This is a genomic window from Paenibacillus sp. XY044, from assembly GCF_002257645.1.
In the GTDB taxonomy this organism is placed as follows: domain Bacteria; phylum Bacillota; class Bacilli; order Paenibacillales; family Paenibacillaceae; genus Paenibacillus_AQ.
This window is the reverse complement of record NZ_NQMO01000003.1, coordinates 197,982-216,397: the sequence shown is the minus strand read 5'-3', so window position 1 is coordinate 216,397 and position 18,416 is coordinate 197,982. Positions and strand designations below refer to the sequence as shown.

The 18,416-nt window shown below is 54.0% G+C and carries 16 protein-coding genes; 4 read left to right on the top strand and 12 right to left on the bottom strand.

What is annotated here, in order from left to right; translation table 11 throughout:
- Positions 1-64: 64 nt before the first annotated feature.
- From CJP46_RS14690 to CJP46_RS14680, 3 genes are all read right to left on the bottom strand, one after another.
- The gene (locus tag CJP46_RS14690) at positions 65-1,444 is read right to left on the bottom strand and encodes an extracellular solute-binding protein (RefSeq protein ID WP_094596353.1); all 1,380 of its coding nucleotides are present in this window, start codon (positions 1,442-1,444) and stop codon (positions 65-67) included.
- 44 nt (positions 1,445-1,488) lie between these two features.
- Entirely contained in the window at positions 1,489-2,355 is an 867-nt protein-coding gene (locus CJP46_RS14685; protein ID WP_094596352.1) for a carbohydrate ABC transporter permease, read from the bottom strand.
- Positions 2,356-2,419: 64 nt separating this feature from the next.
- Complete coding sequence (locus CJP46_RS14680) at positions 2,420-3,349, bottom strand: carbohydrate ABC transporter permease (RefSeq protein WP_094596878.1); 930 nt, start codon at positions 3,347-3,349, stop codon at positions 2,420-2,422.
- Between the two features lie 222 nt (positions 3,350-3,571).
- Here CJP46_RS14680 and CJP46_RS14675 point away from each other — a divergent pair, with 222 nt between their 5' ends.
- Positions 3,572-4,474 carry a glucose 1-dehydrogenase gene (locus CJP46_RS14675; RefSeq protein ID WP_094596351.1) on the top strand — a complete coding sequence of 301 codons (903 nt, stop codon included), beginning with the start codon at positions 3,572-3,574 and terminating at the stop codon, positions 4,472-4,474.
- A 350-nt stretch (positions 4,475-4,824) separates the two neighbouring features.
- Here the strand turns inward: CJP46_RS14675 and hpaB are convergent, their stop codons facing one another.
- On the bottom strand, positions 4,825-6,282 hold the full coding sequence (hpaB, locus tag CJP46_RS14670) for a 4-hydroxyphenylacetate 3-monooxygenase, oxygenase component (protein WP_094596350.1): 1,458 nt from the start codon (positions 6,280-6,282) through the stop codon (positions 4,825-4,827).
- A gap of 283 nt (positions 6,283-6,565) precedes the next feature.
- Here hpaB and CJP46_RS14665 point away from each other — a divergent pair, with 283 nt between their 5' ends.
- On the top strand, positions 6,566-7,315 hold the full coding sequence (locus CJP46_RS14665) for a GNAT family N-acetyltransferase (protein ID WP_094596349.1): 750 nt from the start codon (positions 6,566-6,568) through the stop codon (positions 7,313-7,315).
- Positions 7,316-7,397: 82 nt separating this feature from the next.
- Here the strand turns inward: CJP46_RS14665 and CJP46_RS14660 are convergent, their stop codons facing one another.
- Positions 7,398-7,823 carry a hypothetical protein gene (locus tag CJP46_RS14660; protein ID WP_094596348.1) on the bottom strand — a complete coding sequence of 142 codons (426 nt, stop codon included), beginning with the start codon at positions 7,821-7,823 and terminating at the stop codon, positions 7,398-7,400.
- Between the two features lie 138 nt (positions 7,824-7,961).
- Between CJP46_RS14660 and CJP46_RS14655 the strand changes: the two genes are divergently transcribed.
- Together CJP46_RS14655 and CJP46_RS14650 are read left to right on the top strand one after the other, a co-directional pair.
- Entirely contained in the window at positions 7,962-8,825 is an 864-nt protein-coding gene (locus CJP46_RS14655) for a class I SAM-dependent methyltransferase (RefSeq protein ID WP_094596347.1), read from the top strand.
- A 4-nt stretch (positions 8,826-8,829) separates the two neighbouring features.
- On the top strand, positions 8,830-9,561 hold the full coding sequence (locus CJP46_RS14650; RefSeq protein WP_094596346.1) for an RluA family pseudouridine synthase: 732 nt from the start codon (positions 8,830-8,832) through the stop codon (positions 9,559-9,561).
- A gap of 98 nt (positions 9,562-9,659) precedes the next feature.
- Here the strand turns inward: CJP46_RS14650 and CJP46_RS14645 are convergent, their stop codons facing one another.
- The 7 genes from CJP46_RS14645 to parE form a co-directional block, all read right to left on the bottom strand.
- A complete protein-coding gene (locus CJP46_RS14645) occupies positions 9,660-10,487 on the bottom strand; it encodes an SAM-dependent methyltransferase (RefSeq protein WP_256992347.1) in 828 nt (275 codons plus the stop codon).
- A gap of 238 nt (positions 10,488-10,725) precedes the next feature.
- Positions 10,726-11,376 (bottom strand): bacillithiol biosynthesis deacetylase BshB2, encoded by a 651-nt coding sequence (gene bshB2, locus CJP46_RS14640; protein WP_094596345.1) that lies wholly within the window; start codon positions 11,374-11,376, stop codon positions 10,726-10,728.
- Between the two features lie 20 nt (positions 11,377-11,396).
- On the bottom strand, positions 11,397-11,741 hold the full coding sequence (locus tag CJP46_RS14635; protein WP_094596344.1) for a YojF family protein: 345 nt from the start codon (positions 11,739-11,741) through the stop codon (positions 11,397-11,399).
- Positions 11,742-11,944: 203 nt separating this feature from the next.
- Positions 11,945-13,165 carry an MFS transporter gene (locus CJP46_RS14630; protein WP_094596343.1) on the bottom strand — a complete coding sequence of 407 codons (1,221 nt, stop codon included), beginning with the start codon at positions 13,163-13,165 and terminating at the stop codon, positions 11,945-11,947.
- Positions 13,166-13,257: 92 nt separating this feature from the next.
- Complete coding sequence (locus CJP46_RS14625; RefSeq protein ID WP_076170968.1) at positions 13,258-13,662, bottom strand: MarR family winged helix-turn-helix transcriptional regulator; 405 nt, start codon at positions 13,660-13,662, stop codon at positions 13,258-13,260.
- Positions 13,663-13,939: 277 nt separating this feature from the next.
- Entirely contained in the window at positions 13,940-16,405 is a 2,466-nt protein-coding gene (gene gyrA, locus CJP46_RS14620) for a DNA gyrase subunit A (protein ID WP_094596342.1), read from the bottom strand.
- Between the two features lie 11 nt (positions 16,406-16,416).
- Complete coding sequence (gene parE, locus CJP46_RS14615) at positions 16,417-18,399, bottom strand: DNA topoisomerase IV subunit B (RefSeq protein WP_094596341.1); 1,983 nt, start codon at positions 18,397-18,399, stop codon at positions 16,417-16,419.
- Positions 18,400-18,416 lie beyond the last annotated feature (17 nt).

Sequence of the window (18,416 nt, the reverse complement as noted above, 5' to 3'; positions counted from 1 at the left end):
ATGCATTTCCAGCGAAAAAAGGAAGTGCAAAGGCCCGACGAAGGGCCCCGCACTTGTTAGCCTTTTACTTCAAATTGGCGGACCATTTCTCCGCGCGATCCTGCAGTTCGTCCAGGAACTGCTGAATATCCGGAGCGTTGCCGGAGGCAGCTTTGCTGATAAAGCCGTTGACGGCCGGGACGATATCGCTCATATAGAACGGATTCGCTTCGTCCATCAGCTCGGAGTGCCCGACATTGGCGATGTCCAGCGCCTTTTTCACGTATTTGTCTTCAGGTTTCACAAAATCGGCCTGCTTGATCGTCGGCGTCATCGCGAAGTTTTCATAGGTATATTTTTGCGTCATCGGGCTGGTCAAAAATTTGAGGACTTCCCAGGAAGCCTTCACGTCCTTGGCGTTCTTCGCCATGACGAACGGATCGACAGCCACCCAGCCTTCACCTTTAGGGCCCATATTCATGACCGGTTCAAAGCGGTCGAGCAGATCCTTATTGTTGTTCGCGATAAATTCGTTCATCGTGGCGCCGCCGGTGCTGTCCAGGGCAATCGCGATATTATTTTTCTCAAGCCCAAAGTTTTCCGCTCCTTGCGCGGTAATGAATCCCGCCGGCGGAAGCTTCGATGCTTCCTTCAGCCATTCCATAACCTTAACCATTTCCGGCGTGTTCAGCTGCCATTTGATCGATTTGACGTCTTTCAGCGAGCCTTCGGCACCCTTCGCCCCGAAAGCCAGGGTAAGGGCTACAAAAGTGGAGCCGTTGAGCGAGTTGCCAGACCAGTACAAACCGTAATTCTGTTCGCCGGTTTTCGGATTTTTGCCGGTCATCTTTGTCGCTTTTTCCAAAATTTCTTCAGGGGTCGCTTTTTCCGTCAAGCCTTCGACGCCCCAGTCGCTGAACAGCTTTTTGTCGTAAATGGTCATGCGGCGGCCCAGCACGGCCGGAATCCCGAACTGCTTGGAACCGTCAGGAGACTTGGTACTGTAGGAGTTGTTCATGATGCCGTCCAGATAAATGCTGGGATCAAACGAGGTATCTTCTTTGATCAGGTCGTCAAGATCACGAAGCAGTCCGTCCTGATACCATTGGGATGCAAAGGCTCCCCCGGTGTACAGCACGTCGGCATCCCCTGACATCAGCATCGCCGTTTGCTTGGCTTTTACGTTTTCCCAAGGAATTTGGTACAGCTCCACCTTGATATTCGGGTACATTTTTTTGAACGTCTTATCCATGTACTCGGTCAACCCGATCGTCGCATTTCCCGTCTGTGCGTTGATGCCGTTGTCAAGCTGCCAACCGGCCAGCGCCACCCGGACGGTTCCTTTCATGTCCGAGACTTCCTTGATTTCCACGCCGCCGGTCACGTCCTTGTCTGACCCTCCCGAACAGGCTGCCAGCGTGAACACGAGCATACAGGACAGCAGCAGCAGAAGCCATTTTTTCATGCACGTTCCCCCTTTTCATAATCAGGTTGTTTCATGCGCCGGATTTACTGCTTGATTCCGGACAAAGCAATGCTTTCGATGATGTAGCGCTGCAAAAACATATATACGACGACGACAGGAATGAGGCTGACCGCCGTTGCAGCCATAATGATTGAGGGCTGTTGGTTGATGCCGTTGTTGTAGGTAAACATCGCCAGGCCGATCTGGATCGTATATTTGGCGGCGTTTTTCAGCACCAGCAGCGGCCACAGCATTTCGTTCCACACCCCTAGGAACAGGAGGATGATCATGGTGGCGATGATCGGCGTGCAGAGCGGCAAATACACCCGGCCGAACACGGTAAATTCCCCGGCCCCGTCGAGAATGGCGGCTTCGCGCAGACTGGATGGCAGCTGGTCGATGAAGGCTTTGGCCAAAAACGTGCCGAAGGCGTAGTTGAGCGCAGGCAAATAAAAAGCCAGATAATTGTCCAGCAGACCGAGCTTGCTGAAGAGCAGGTACTGCGGAATCATGGTCATTTCAAACGGAATCATCATCGTGCTCAGCGCCAGCAGAAGCACCAGACTCGCCCCTTTGAACCGCAGCTTGGATAGGGCATAACCGGACAGCAGCGCGGACAGGGAGCTGACAACGATGACGCCGGCGCTGACGATGATGGAATTGATGATGTAGCGGAACATTTTAATGTTCGTGAAAGCCACCTCATACGTGCGTATGGACGGCTCTTCCGGCCAAATTTTCGGCGGAAACGTAATGTTCAACCGGGCCCCCCAGTCAAAGCTGGTGACGAGCATCCACAGGAATGGCACGATCATGATAAAAGAGCCGAGAAACAGCACGATAGTGAGAATCCATTGACTGACAGGGATTTTTTTACGGCGCAGCGCCTTGGAATCGGCCGTTTGGATCATGGCGGGACCTCCTTTGCTTAATAATCCGGTAGTTCTGATATGACGCCGATACGGGCCGGGTGCTTTAGTCCAGGCTGTCCTTGCGGCGGTTCAGCAGCATCATGACCGCGGTCAGCGCCAAAATGATAATGAACAGCAGATACGATGCGGCTGTGGCCAGGCCCATTTGCGATGCCAAAAAGGCGTTCCGGTATATGTACAGCACCACCGTCATCAGGCTTCCGCCCGGATTGCCCGCCGTACCGCCGATCAGCCAAACGTCGGTAAACCGCTTCATGCCTCCAATCGTGCCCATAATGAGCATAAAGACGAAGATCGGACGTAAATAAGGAATGGTGATATGAAGCCATTTCTTGTACCCGCCTGCCCCATCCACTTCAGCGGCTTCGTACAGGTCCCGCGGCACGCTCTGCAGCCCTGCCAGAAAAATAATCGTGTTGTACCCAAGCGCCCCCCACAGGCTCATCAGCACAATGCTGAAGCGTGAAACCTCCGGATTCGTAAACCAGCCTATAGGATGGTGAACCCCGAACCAGCTGAGCACAAAGTTGAGCAATCCTTCTTTCGAAGGGAAAAACAGGAACGAAAACAGTAGGCTGGTCGCTACCGCCGACACGACGTTCGGTAGAAAGTAAACGGCCTTAAAAAAATTTTTGCCGAAGTTCCATTTGAGATTGTTGATCAGGCTCGCCAGCACGAACGACAATACGATGCCGAGCACCACGGACAAGACGCCCATCAAAAACGTGTTTGTAAGCGCTTGCCAGAAAACGGGGTCCTCCAGCGCGTACCGGTAATTGCTGAGCCCCACCCACTTTCCGTTTAGCGACAGGCCAGACGTCTGGTGAAAGCTGATAAACAATGCGGCAAACATCGGATAGATGGCAAATGCGAGCACGCCGATAATTAACGGGGCGCTGAACAAATAGCCGGTCCAATCGTTTCGTGTGAACCATTTTTTTCGTCTAGGTGTCATTCCCTTGTCAGCATTCATCTCATTGGATAATATCAATCGGCCCTCCTCCTTCCAAAAGGATCCCTAATGCCAACAACATGCGTCATCATTGGGTGATCATCAGCTTTGGTACATATTTATGTCCGGGACAGCCGTTTATGTTCGTTTGTTATTTCGATGTAAGACTTAAAAAAAACAGGCACATTCGCCCATCCTGAGAATAGACTGTGTACCATCAAAAGCTTAGGGAAGGATTTGCTGATGAACTATCCGTTTGCGAAAAATGGCATCATTCACCAATGCAAGGACATTCCGGTCGCTTTTCCGCCGGATCAGCACCAGCACGGGCAGCCGGGCATCGAATATGTGATGAACCCGCTCCCTGTCTCTGAAAATCCAAACTATGTTGGGACCGGAAAATTAAAGGACAAGGTGGCGATCATTACCGGAGGAGACAGCGGGATCGGGCGTGCAGTCGCCATCGCTTTTGCCAAAGAAGGCGCCGACCTGGTCATTGTGTATCTCAATGAACACCGTGACGCACAGGACACGGAGCGGCGAATCCGCCAGCTCGGCAGAAAATGCCTTCTGCTTCCCGTAGACGTGCGGGCGCCGGGCTTCGCTTCGCATATCGTGGACAGTACCTTGCGTACGTACGGAAAAGTCGACATTCTCATCAACAATGCCGGGGTCCAGTTCTACCAAACTTCGCTGCTGGATATTTCCGAAGAACAGCTGCGCAATACGTTTGAGGTGAACATCCTTTCTCTGATTCTGCTGACCAAGGCGGTTCTTCCCCACCTCCGGCCGGGCTGCAGCATCGTGAACACCGCATCTGTGACTGCGTATGTAGGCAATGATACGCTGATGGACTACTCCTCGACAAAAGGGGCGATCGTCAGCTTTACCCGCGCACTCGCCCGGAATCTTGCCCCCCAATCCATTCGGGTTAACGCGGTAGCTCCGGGGCCCGTTTGGACACCGCTCAATCCGGCAACGATCCCGCCGGAGAAGCTTGTCATCTTCGGCCGTGACGTGCCGCTGGGGCGCGCCGCCCAGCCGTATGAGCTGGCACCTGCGTATGTGCTCCTTGCTTCGGACGACGGATCTTATATCACGGGACAGACGCTTCATGTCAACGGAGGGCAAATGGTTACCGATTAGTGCCGAGGCAGAACCGCAAAGAAGCGACGCTTTAGCTCCACTGCGGATTCGATTTTTACGAGACCTCGGGTAGTAACGATAAACGTTTTACAGGCAAAAAAAAGAGAGCCTTTGTGCAGCTCTCTTTTTTTTGCAGCTTATGATTTTCCTTTTCCGCTGACAAGTCCAATAATCATGACGACAAGTGCCAATAAAGAGATCAACTGTTCGATCGTCATCGCCGCCCGCCTCCCCTGTGCAAGGATGGCTCTTCCCAGGCGGCTTCTCTCTCCCGTGTTGCTGACGTACGTTCCCCATTACTGATATATGAGTAATCCGGATGGAATATGACCGATTCGTAGAACTGAAGGCTACAAATCCCGGAGGAATCGCTGAATCCGTTCCTTGTACATCTCCTTATCCGTATAACCTTGATACAGCCTGCTGCTGACAACTTGCTGTCCACCGAAGAAAAAGCGTTCGTAGAGCATCTGCCGCCCGCCGAATCCGCTGCTGCTCAGCTCCCAGGCCAACCGGAACAGCGCTGTCTTATCCTGGGCGTCCATGTTGCTGCCTTTGAGGTAAGTCGATAAATACGGAGCGATTCCGGACGCCTCAAAATCCTGTTCCGACGGAATCATAATGACGCTGCTGGACCCAAGCAGCTGGATGATTTCCATCATTCGTGCATACATTTGGGGATAAATAACGGTAGCGGACCAGAGCGGCTTATAGTCGGGCAGCATGCTTCCCCAGCGGTCCAATTGCGCTCCCGCTTCGGAGGCGAGCAGCAGCGCCTTTAGCGACTCCAGATTCACGATGACCTCTGTCACTTGTTCGGTGATCACGCTGCCGCTTCTTTCCAACTCGTCAACAATGGACAGAATGATCCCAAGAACAAACTCGGTCTTCGCCACGTATCGGCAGCAAACCTGGTGGGCTGCATGCACGTGAAAACCGCTTTGTGCAAAGAAGCGTATAGACAGGCTGTCGCTGCCAAGAATGAAAATGCGCTCCCACGGAACGAGCACGTTATCGAAAATGACGAGAGTGTCCATTTCCTCAAATCGCGAGCTGAGCGGATAATCGTAAGCCGAATCGCCGCCAACCAGGCTTTCCCGGCTTATCCACTTGATACCCGGCAGGTTGTTCGGGACGGCAAAAGCAAAAGTTTCGGGATTGTCTTCCGACTGAAACAGGAACGACGCCGGCGGATAAACGAGAATTTCATCGGCGGTAACTCCCTGGGTCGCCAGCAGAAACGCACCCGATACGATGACGCCGTTTGTCGTTTGGTCGACGATGTGCGCCGCGGTATTGACAATGGTCCCGTCATCCAGCATTTCGGCGGTACGGCTCGCTGCCGGCTGAACAAAGGCGTGGGACAACGTAATGTCCTTCTCAATACAGTAGCGGTAGTAATTTCGCATGTTGTCCGCATACTTAGCGTCGGCTTCAGCCAGCAGCTCCGAGGCTGCAGCATAGGCCATGACGGCCGTGTTCATATAATCCGGCGATCTGCCGAGCAGGCCGAAATGCCGCTCTCCCCACAGCGTCATCGCTCCCCTGCGTCTGGCCAAATCTTCCTTGGTCTTCGGCTGTAAGTACGATAAACCCACCGGTTCCCCGGTTTCCGGAGACGTGAATGTCAGGAGCGGTGCGTGCTCCTCCTTAGTCTGCATATCGTACAGTGACGCCTGAGTGCTCATTAAACCGCGGAAAGCCGCATGATCGGACAGCTTTCCTTGGATTTGCTTACCTCGAAGCCAAACCTCCGGCTGTGCCTGATCGATCCGTTCGATATACTCCTTACCGTTTTTCACCGGCATACGGATGGCTCCCTTCCTAGGAAATGTTACATTCATCCTATTCCGCTCTACCGTCTGAAGTGAGGTATGACCGCCCATTCCTGAGGCTCAGTATGTACAAAAATACTTAGCAAAAAGTGCATTCCTTTCTCTTTAACGCCAAATGGGAACATGTTATGATAGCAGAAAATAACGAAAATGGGGGAAGCAAACTATCCTTAATCCAAGTCAAATAGACGATATATCCGGGCTTCAGGAGCTGTGCGAGCAGGCTGATTCCATCTCATTGAAATTAAACTGGAGCATGCTTAAGTCACGTCCCGTTAATGCAAAATTGGACTTCTTTCATTATTCCGGCGATATCCTGACCGGTTTCCTCGCCCTGTATCCGCTCGGCAGCGGCCTGGAGGTATGCGGCATGGTCCATCCGGATTACCGGCGTCAGGGGATATTTACAAATCTATGGAACGAGGCTGTCCATACGGCTGACGTATCAGCCTATAAAACCGTTCTTCTGAATACCCCGGCCTCCTCTGCCAGCGGTACCGGCTTTGTTGCGTCCCTAGGAGCCGTGTTCTGCCACTCGGAGTATCAGATGAAATGGCATGATAACGGCATAACCGTCACGCCACCGGATCCGTCGGTCCGGCTGCGTAACGTGGAGCTTGCCGACATCGAAGACATGATCGCCATCGATCAGGAAGGATTTGAAATGAGCCGGGAGGAATCGGCGGAGATCTACTCCTCGCTGCTCCAGGAACAGGGGACTCGTCCGCTCATCGTTGAACGTGAAGGGGTCACCGTCGGCAAGGTATCTCTTGAAGATATGGGATCCGGCACATGGATATACGGCTTTGCGGTGAAAGCTTCGGTTCGGGGCCAGGGGATCGGCCGCAGCACGCTGATGCTCATCGTTTCCGAAGCACAGGCGGAAGGGCAGGACGTATGGCTGGAGGTTGCGGCACAGAACCCTAATGCGCTCAGGCTGTACGAATCCTGCGGCTTTAAAGTGATAAGACAACAGGACTACTACGAGTACTTGGCGTCCAAATAATAGGCATAAGAAGAACCGGCTGCGCTCGGCATATCCAAGGTGCAGCCGGTTTATTGTGTTGCGCGGGAAGGCGGCCAAGATCCTACACCCGCTCCGCATTCAGCTTGGCTTCCATTGAAAGAACGGCCTGAAATTCATAGACCAGCGCCCCGTTATCCGCAACCCGTAAATGGACTTGACCTTTGCGGCGCATCGCTTCCAGCGCATCGCCGGCCTGCTCGATGCTGAGCGGTGTATTCAGGGCAACGTCCGCAGCGGTCAGCAGGTTCTCCTGCTCCGCGGCCAGGTGAAGAATGCTCTTCTCCATCTCGGGGGTGACCTCCATCCACGCTCTCGCTTTTTTCGTTTTCATTCGCAGAAAAAGCCCGATTCCAAGCGGAAGCACGGCGAAGACAAGAAAGCCAAACCAATCAACCGTGCCGGCCCGGACTGCCAGAATGACATATAAAATGCCGCAAAACAAGCCAAACCAAGTGAGGATCCACGATATTTTCCGTCTGCTGCTCACCGGCAAGTCCTCCTTTCGCGAAGTGTCTGTCTTTATTATACCTTTACCCGGGCCGAGTATGAAGAAAGTGCATTGTATGCATAAAATGTTGTACAATATAAGCTAAATGAAATTTAGACAGAAGGATGGAATGTATTCATGTATGTAGCACGCGATTGGCAGGATTATGAATTGATAGATACCGGGGACGGCGAGAAGCTCGAGCGTTGGGGAGACGTCATTCTCCGCAGGCCGGACCCGCAGATTATATGGCCGCTCACCAATGAAACGGGGCAGTGGCGCCAAGTGCACGGACATTATCACCGGAGCTCTTCCGGTGGCGGCCAATGGGACATGAAAAAACAGACCCCCGATCGCTGGACCATTTCCTACGATAAGCTGAAATTCCATATCCGCCCAACCAATTTTAAGCACACCGGTTTGTTCCCTGAGCAGGCGGCGAACTGGCGCTGGATGATGGACAAGATTGCCGGTGCGGGCCGGCCGATCCAGGTGCTGAACCTGTTTGCTTATACTGGTGGAGCTAGCGTAGCCGCGGCTTCCGCAGGCGCCCAGGTCGTGCATGTCGACGCCGCAAAAGGCATGGTTCAATGGGCCAAGGACAACTTGCAATTATCTGGTCTTGGCGACCGTCCGGTTCGTTTCATTACGGACGATGTTTTTAAATTCGTGCAGCGCGAGCAGCGCCGCGGCAATAAATACGACGCGATCATCATGGATCCTCCGTCCTACGGGCGCGGACCCGGCGGGGAAATGTGGAAGCTGGAGCAGAGCCTCTACCCGTTCGTCGAGAGCTGCATGAGCATTATGTCGGACAACCCTTTGTTTATGCTCATTAATTCGTATACGACCGGCATTTCGCCGACCGTACTGCATAACATCCTGTCCATGACGGCTGCCCGCCGGTTCGGGGGAAGCATTTCCTGCGGCGAGTTGGGACTGCCGATTACGGCCTCCGGATTAAATCTGCCGTGCGGCATTTTGGGAAGATGGGAGTCTTAAACCAATGAGCAGAGCCGATGGTCAGGACAACCGCATTCCGATTTTGTATGAGGACAATCATTTGCTGGGCATCGTCAAGCCGGTCAACGTGCCCACGCAGGAAGATGCCTCCGGGGACGCCGATCTGGTCAGCCTGCTCAAGGAGGACATCAAGATCCGGTATAACAAGCCCGGAAACGTATTTGTCGGCCTGGTCCACCGGCTGGATCGCCCGGTCGGCGGGGCGATGGTGTTTGCCAAGACATCCAAGGCGGCGTCACGGCTGTCTGAAACGGTACGTTCCCGCAAGTTCCGCAAGATTTACGCCGCCGTCGTGCATGGGAAGCTGCCCGCACCGAAAGGAAGCCTGAAAGACTTCCTGCTCAAGGATGCGAAAACAAATACGGTGTCTGTAGTGAAGCCAGGCACCACTGGTGCTAAGGAAGCGCTGCTGGATTACGAAGTGATCGCGGAGGCGGACCGCTACAGCCTGGTCAAGGTGGAACTCCATACCGGCCGGTCCCATCAGATCCGTGTTCAGATGAGCCATGCCGGCTGCCCGCTATATGGTGACCAGAAGTACGGCAGCGGGCTGAACAAGCCGGGGCAGCAGATCGCCCTGTGGTCCGTTATCGTGGGCGTCCCTCATCCCGTCACGAAGGAAGAGATCGTCCTCACCTCGCTTCCGCCTTCCGAGCATCCATGGAATCTGTGGCCGGAAGCAATCCTGAACCGTTTGACGGACCGGAAATCATAATTCATCCCCATAGCGGCCGAAATCGGACGCAAACGGCAAAAAAGCCGGAAAGCCTGGCGTAAGCAGGCTCTCCGGCTTTTTTATGATTATATTGGCCATCAATATCTTGTCAGCACCAGCATAGAATCGGCCCCCCGCTGAAACTCATAGTCCGACGGCCGTTCCTCGGCCGACCACCCGTTTCTGGCGGCGAACGACAGCAGCTTTTCCATGTCCGCATACCTGCTACTGCTCTGGTCCACCAGCGGAAAGATGCGGATTTCATCCTTCGTTACCCGCATCAGCTCACCCATCGTCTGCTCATGAAACGCATAGTCCAGTTTATCGCTGTACATGAACAAAAAATGCGCTGACAGCGTAATGTCAAACTGCCGGTCTTCAAACGGCAGCACCGGCAAAACGGCGGCAACATATCTCTCGGGGCGCTGGCTCATATCCAGGACCGTGGCAGTCAGGGCCCTCGTCCGCTCGGTACGGAGTCCTTCAGGACCGCCGAATTCGTCCCAGAGGTACTGATCGCGCAGGATCTCCACATGCTGTACCGCATGCACAATATCGAGCCTTCCCTTCGCCTCAAGTGCCGCAGGTTCAAACTGATAGGCTATATCTGCTGCGGTGGCTTCAATGCCGATCTGCCTTACTTTTGCCGTAAACGAGCATGCCCCGCCGGGACAATCCAGAACGGTTCGTCCCTTCAGCTCCCCAGGCTTCACGTTAAACATCCGTAAATATTCGTCATAGGTTCTCCCGATGAAGACGATCCGCTCCAGCCGGATGTCCTCAGCCTCTCCTTCGGAAGGACTTATCTGTTCGCTGCTTGGCTCCTCACCGGTCAGCCCTCTACTTGTCGCCCCATCCCCGGAACCTTCTACTCCGGTACGCTCTTCTCCGCCAAACTCTGCTCTCCTCAACTCATCTCGGCTCATCTCTAGGCCACTCACCTTTCAGCTCACATGTTAAATCCCAGATCGGATTTCACAAATTGTATCCGCCTGAGCCCTATTTTGTCAATCATTACAAAATAACCCCACAAGGTGAGGCATGAGCTTCGATTGCTTACTCAGGTACTTTGTGGGGACCCCGAAAATATTCTATAACTTCAAAAACGGACGGGTGCTGCAGCGATGGCAGCAGCCCGTCCGGCTTGTCTTCGAAAACGTGATATTATTCAAAATGATAAGTCCAGAACCGCTCCTGGCTAAAGCGCTCCAGTACGGCTTTATCCAGCTCCGACTGTCCACTCGTCTCCCAGCGGAACTGCGACTGGTGGGCGCGGATCGAGGCAAATTTCTGCGGCAAATAATCGCGCACATCTACGAGGACGTCCGGTTTGCCAAGGATCTTTTCGCATCCGTTGGAGAATGCCAGGCAGTACACTTTCGGCCGTTCATTCTTCGGCATGGCCGTTACGGTCCGGATGATCGCGGCCCCGGTAGCATCATGATCCGGATGAACCGCATACCCCGGATAGAAGGTGATGATCAGCGATGGCTTCACTTCGTCAATCAGCGCGCGCAGGCGGCTGGTCAGCATCTCCTGATCCTCAAACTCCACTGTCTTGTCATGCAGGCCCAAGAGGCGAAGATCCTGGATGCCGATCGCCCGGCAGGACGCCTCCAGCTCTTTCCTGCGCAGCTCAGGAAGCGTCACGCGGTTCGCCAAGATGGGGTTGCCCATATTGCGGGCCATTTCCCCAAGGGTTAAACAGGCGTACGTCACCTGGGTTCCGGCCTGGATATGCTTAGCCAACGTACCCGACGTTCCGAACGACTCATCATCGGGGTGGGGAAACACCACAAGGATATGTTTTTCCATATGTCTAACCTTCTCTCTCGTTAAAATGGTTGGCGGCTGAGCTGCAGCGCCACGACGAGCTTGCCGTCGCTGTCATGTCCGGCCATAATCAGCCGTTCCGTTTCCGTCTCTTCAAAATGGGTCAAGCCTTGGGAATAAACCCAGCCCTGCTCCATCTTCAGGCCGACCCGGTAAGGGCCGAAACCGGCGATGGAGCCCTGCGAATAACGGACGACGCCGTTATGGATAAACGTCGAAGCGGTAAATTTGGATGAATCGTTATGTGAAGCGTAAGCACCCGTTGTCATTTCGAGGTGTATATAAAGGTCCTGGTTTTTTAGTGAATCGATCATCTCCTGGACCATCCCTGGATTGATTAGCTGCATATTCCTTCCCCCATTCTGATAGCGTCTAACTGCAACAATATTTATTATAATTCAAAACGACTAAAAATCACAATCAAACCCGTAGATTTAGTCATCTTGAACGGAAGAGCGGGCATCGCCATTGTCCCGAATTTGCATGCTGAAAAAGTCAAAGAAGCTGCCCGAAGACAGCTTCTTCTCAAACATCACGATTGCATTACGAATTAATCGGCCAGTTCCTTGCCCTTGGTTTCCGTACCGAGAAGGAGCACGCCAAACGCGCCGATCAGCACAATGACAAAAAACAGCCCGAAGATAATGTCGATGCCGATTCCCTTTCCGACCAGGACACCTACGAGCAGCGGAGCAATCACGCCCCCCACCCGGCCGACTGAGGTCGCCAGCCCCACGCCGGTGGACCGCACCCGAGTCGGGTACAGCTCTGGCGTATAAGCATACATGCCGCCCCAGGCACCAAGGTTGAAAAAGGACAAGCAGATACCTGCGGCGATCAGCATGCCTTCCGTCTCCGCATAACCGAACCAAAGCGCACTCAGCGCGGTCAGCGTCAGATAAGTGACCATGACGAACTTACGTCCGAACTTCTCAATGAAGTAGGCCGCGGTAAAATAACCGGGCAGCTGGGCGATCGTCATGATCAGCACGTATTCAAAACTTTTGACCAAACTGAAGCCTTTCAGGACCATGACCGACGGCAGCCACAGAAACATGCCGTAATAGGAAAATACGACGGTAAACCACAGGATCCATAACATCAGCGTAGAGCGGCTGTGCTCTTTCGCCCAGATCGACTTGAATTTGGTCCCGAAGGACAGCTTGGAGACGTTCGCCTGCTGCTCCTTGAAGCGCGGTGCATCTTCAATGGATTTGCGCAAATAAATAGCATACAAAGCGGGGAGCGCCCCGATGACAAACGCAATCTGCCACCCGTACTTCGGAATGACGAAGTATGACACCAGCGCAGCGACCAGCCAGCCTCCCGCCCAGAAGCTCTCCAGCAGGACGACGGCTCTGCCGCGGTCGCGTGCCGGCATCGACTCCGATACGAGCGTCGAAGCCACCGGAAGCTCGCCGCCCAGACCGATGCCGGTAATAAACCGCAGCAGGCACAGCACGGCAAAGCTTGCAGCTAATGCGGACAACCCGCTCGCCACCGAGAAAATGAGCAGGGTCCACAGCAGGATCGTCTTGCGCCCGAACCGGTCGGCCATATAACCGGCGGCCGCCGCTCCGATGACCATGCCAACGGAGTTCATGCTGGTCAGCACCCCGACCTGCTGCGGCGACAGCTTCCACTCGACCGTCAAGGCCGTTACGATAAACGATATGATGCCGACATCCATAGCGTCGAACAACCAGCTGAAGCCGGCGCTAAAAAGCAGCTTTCTTTGCTTGGGATGCCGCAATAACTCTAACTTACTCATCCTTGATGACTCCTCTTGAAGAATTGATTGGGCACAAGCGTCGTTAACCATACGATGCCCGAAATGGCGTGTTCAAACACACCTGGCCCGAATTACGCCGTGATTTTGCCTAAAAGATACACCAGCAGCTGCTGATTATGGAGCGAGATTCGGCTCAGTACGCCGGACAGGAACGCATCGCGGATCTGCAGACCGCGGAGCACTTCGTTCTTGCCCTTCTCCGATATGGACACCCAAACGATCCGCCGGTCGTTCAAATCCCGCTCGCGCTGGATCAGCCCGTTCTTCTCCATGCGGTCCAGCAGCATGGTGACCGCAGCAGGGCTTGTCGCCAACAGCGGGGTCAAATCCGAAGGCTTCATCCGTTCCTGATCGCTCAGCACTTCAAGCACGGTTAACTGGGACTCCGTTAGGGCCGGGGCAAGCTCGTTTTCCATATGTAATTTGTAATCTTTGCTTAGTTTAGACCACATTTTCGCAAATTCGGAAGTCTGCACTGTATATCCTTCCCTTCGCTCAGTATCTTGTTATCGCCATGATTTACATGATTAAGTTTCGCGCAATTCAAAGCAATTCCTTCTTCACCTTGAAAAATTTCTTTGCTTGGTTCGTGAAAACCGTGCAAATTTACAGGAAAAACATCCCCTTCAACGCGCCTCCGATGGCCTTCTTATGCCAATTTCGAACCTTTGCGGAAGCCCCAAATTTTTTTATTTTTCAGGAGAAAATAAAGGGCATCCCGCAGCCCGGGATGCCCTGTTACAGCCATTGCTTTTATGATTTGGACTCCGTCCGGCTCGGCTCGGACCCGGTCACGAGCAGATCGGCAATTTCGTCCTTCTTCTCCACATGTACGAGCAGCTTGCCGATCGATTTCCGTTCGGCGAGCGGTGCCTGTTCCGAATTGATGGTGAAGCTTTGGCCGGCCTGGGTCATGGCCGTGATCTCGATCGGCTCGCGGCAATAGAACGCTCCCGCAATGCGGGTGCCGTTCGGCTTCACCCGCTTGCCTTCCTTGAACTCGAACGTAGCCAGTCCCTTGCCGCCGCGGCTTTGCGGCAGATAGTCCGCCAGCAGCGTCCGTTTGCCGTAGCCCAGCTCCGTCAGGGTGAGTATTTCGCCCTCGTCCTCTTCCACCCACAGGGCGGAGACGACCTCATCGCTTTCCTTGAGCTGGATTCCGCGCACCCCGGCGGATACGCGGCCCATCGCATTGACCTCCTGCTCCTTGAAGCGGATGCTCATGCCTTCTTTGCTTACCAGCAAAATGTCTTTGTCGTTCCCACTCATCGTTACCGACAGGACCGCATCGTCGCTGCCAACCTTGCAAGCCGCAACTGCGCTGGAACGGTTTGTCATGTATTCTTTCAGCTCGGTCCGCTTCACCTGTCCTTTACGTGTCACGAAAACGAGCGATTTATCCGGCTGATCAAAATTGTTTATAGGGATGACGCCAACGATTTCGTCTTCCTTCGCCAGGTTGATGATGTTGACGATCGCCGTTCCCGGGTCCTTCCACTTGAACTCCGGCACCTGATGCACAGGCAGCAGGAAAAATTGGCCGCGCTGCGTGAAGATCAGCAGGTTATCCAGGGTGTTGACTTCCAGCACCCTATTGACATAATCGCCTTCCTTCACCCCGGAGTTGTCCAGCTCTCCGCCGGACCGCGTAAAGGACAGCATGCTCGTCCGCTTAATGTATCCGTCACTGGACAGAGTTACTAGCACATCCTCCGAGCTGACCATGACTTCCAGGTTGACCTTGATTTCCTCAACTTCGCCCTGGATGGAAGAACGCCGATCCACGCCGTACTTGTCGCGGATTTCCAGCAGCTCCTTGCGGATCAGCGCGACCAGCTTTTTGTCGCTCTCCAGAATTGCCTGGTACTGGGCGATCTTTTTGTGCAGCTCGTCCAGTTCCTTCTGGAGCGTCGTGATCTCCAGGTTGGTCAGACGGTACAGCTGCAGGGTCAGAATCGCATCAGCCTGACGTTCCGTAAATCCAAACATCCACTGCAGGTTGTTTTGCGCGTCCTGACGGTTGCTGGAAGCCTTGATCGCCGCGATCACTTCATCCAGAATGTTCAGCGCCTTGACGAGGCCTTCGAGCACATGGGCTCTGGCTTCCGCCTTCTCGAGGTCAAACTGCGTCCGGTACGTCACGACCTCGCGTTGATGCTCGATGTAAGCCTGCAGCATCGCTTTCAATCCAAGCTGCTGCGGCGCCTTGTTGACGATGGAAACCATGTTGAAGTTATACGTTACCTGCAAATCGGTCTTCTTGAGCAGGTATGCAAGGATGCCCTGGGCATCCGCTTCCTTCTTGATTTCGACAACGATGCGCAATCCTTCGCGGCCGCTTTCGTCACGAACTTCCGAAATTCCCTCGATTTTTTTCTCGAGTCGAATATTCTCCATTTGTGTCACCAGACGCGATTTGACAACTTGGTACGGAATTTCGGTAATGACGATTTGCTGTTTGCCGCCGCGCAGAAACTCGATGTCCGCTTTGGAGCGGAGGTAAATCCGGCCCTTGCCCGTCTGGTACGCTTCCTTGATGCCGTCTCCGCCCATGATCAAGCCACCCGTTGGAAAATCCGGACCTTTGATAAAGGTCATGATCTCGTCCAGCTCGATCTCAGGCTTCTGCATGACGGCGATGCAGGCGTCGATCACCTCGCGCAAGTTGTGCGGCGGAATCTCGGTCGCAAACCCCGCGGAAATTCCGCTGACTCCGTTGACCAGCAGATTCGGGTACCTGGAAGGAAGAACGACCGGCTCCTTGGCGGTGTTATCAAAGTTGTCCTTGAACTGTACGGTACGCTTCTCAATATCCCGCAGCAGCTCCATGGCGATTGGCGACAGACGCGCTTCCGTATAACGCATTGCCGCAGCCGGGTCATCGTCGATCGAACCCCAGTTGCCGTGACCGTCTACCAGCACATGCCCCATTTTCCAGGGCTGCGCCATCCGAACCATGCCGTCGTAGATGGATGCATCCCCGTGGGGATGATAGTTACCCATCACGTCACCGACGGTTTTGGCGGATTTGCGGTAAGGTTTATCCGGTGTATTGCCCGAATCGTACATCGCGTACAGAATCCGGCGCTGAACAGGCTTCAGTCCGTCCCGCACGTCGGGAATGGCCCGGTCCTGAATAATATATTTGGAGTACCGGCCAAAGCGGTCGCCGACGACCTCCTCCAGAAAGGCCGGCAAAAATTGTTCCGATAAACTCATCCATTCACCTTCTATTCCTCAAACTCTCTAAAGTCCACGTTTTCCACGATCCAGCGCTTGCGAGGGTCAATCTTGTCGCCCATCAGCGTGGAGACGCGCCGTTCGGCCTTGGCCGCGTCCTCGATCTGCACCTGCAGCAGCGTTCTGGTGTCCGGGTTCATCGTCGTTTCCCACAGCTGTTCGGGGTTCATCTCGCCAAGTCCCTTGTAGCGCTGAAGCTCATAGTTTTTGCCGAATTCTTTCAAATAGTTTTGCAGCTGCTCGTCATTGTATGCATAACGGATCGTTTCGAGCTTCCCGGATTTCCGCGTAATTTTGTACAGCGGAGGCTGCGCGATATACACTCTGCCGGCATCGATCAGCGGCTTCATGTAGCGGTAGAAAAAGGTCAGCAGCAGCACTTGAATGTGCGCTCCGTCCGTGTCTGCGTCGGTCATAATAATAATTTTGGAGTAATTGCTGTCTTCAATTTCAAATTCGTTGCCGATGCCGGCCCCGATGGCCGCTATGATCATCCGGTATTCATCGTTCTTCATAATGTCGGCAAGCTTCGCCTTCTCCGGATTCATCGGTTTTCCCTTCAGCGGAAGGATCGCTTGAATTTTGGAATCCCGGCCCTGCTTGGCCGATCCGCCCGCGGAGTTTCCTTCCACGACAAACAGTTCCGTACGGGTAAAGTCCTTTGACTGCGCCGGAGAGAGCTTGCCGCCCAGATTGGAACTCTCGCTGCGCTTCTTGCCGCTGCGCATATCGTCGCGCGCTTTCCGCGCGGCTTCCCTCGCTTTGGAGGCTTGAATCGCCTTTTTGATCAGCGTCTGGGCCACCTGCGGATTTTCCTCCAGGAAAATCTGCATTTTCTCCGACACGACCGCATCGACGGTACTCCGTGCAGAAGCGCTGCCGAGCTGGTCCTTGGTCTGGCCGACAAATTCGACCTCGGCCATTTTGACGCTGATGACCGCCATCATGCCTTCGCGCAGATCGTTGCCCTCAAGGTTTTTGTCCTTCTCCTTCAGCAGGTGATTTTTGCGGGCGTAATCGTTCATCACGCGCGTATATGCGGTTTTAAAGCCCGTTTCATGCGTTCCGCCGCCGCGCGTCGGAATCGAGTTGACGAAGGAAGCGATCGTTTCGGTATAACCGGCGTTGTACTGCAGAGCGACCTCAACTTCGACGTCTTCCTTTTCCCCGTAGAAGTGAATGACGTCATGCATCACGTCTTTGCCTTCGTTCAGGAATTCGACGAACTGGCTGGCGCCGCCTTCATAGAAAAACTCGTCCTGGCGGTCCGCACGCTCGTCCTTCAGGAAGATCCGCAGCCCGGAGTTCAGAAATGCAATTTCCTGTAGACGCTCGGCAAGGGTATCGTAACTCACGTTGATACCGCTTTGGAACACGCGCGCGTCAGGCTTAAACGTCACCTTGGTGCCGGTCTTGTTGGTATTGCCCAGCACTTCCAGACCGGTCACCGGCTCGCCGACATGCTCCTTGCCGTTCTTGTCCTGCCAATATTCAAAACGCATCCGGTGGATCTTGCCTCCCAGGTAAATTTCCACCTCAAGCCATTCCGACAGCGCGTTGGTCACCGAAGCGCCCACGCCGTGCAGACCGCCCGATTTCTTGTAACCCGATCCGCCGAATTTGCCGCCGGCATGCAGGATGGTAAATACGACCTGCGGCGTAGGAATGCCCGTCTTGTGCATTCCGGTCGGTATCCCCCGCCCGTTGTCCAAAACGGTAATGGATCCGTCTTTGTGTACCGTAATATCGATTCTCGTGCAGTATTTGGCTAAATGCTCGTCTACAGCATTATCAACAATTTCCCATACCAGATGATGAAGTCCGGATGAGCTGGTGCTGCCAATATACATACCTGGCCGTTTGCGAACCGCAACCAGGCCTTCGAGCACTTGAATGTCGTCAGCATCGTATCCGGTTTGGCCGCTCGGGCCGCCCTTTGATGACTCTGCAAACATATCGATCTGCTCGACCATTCATGCTCCCCCTTTGT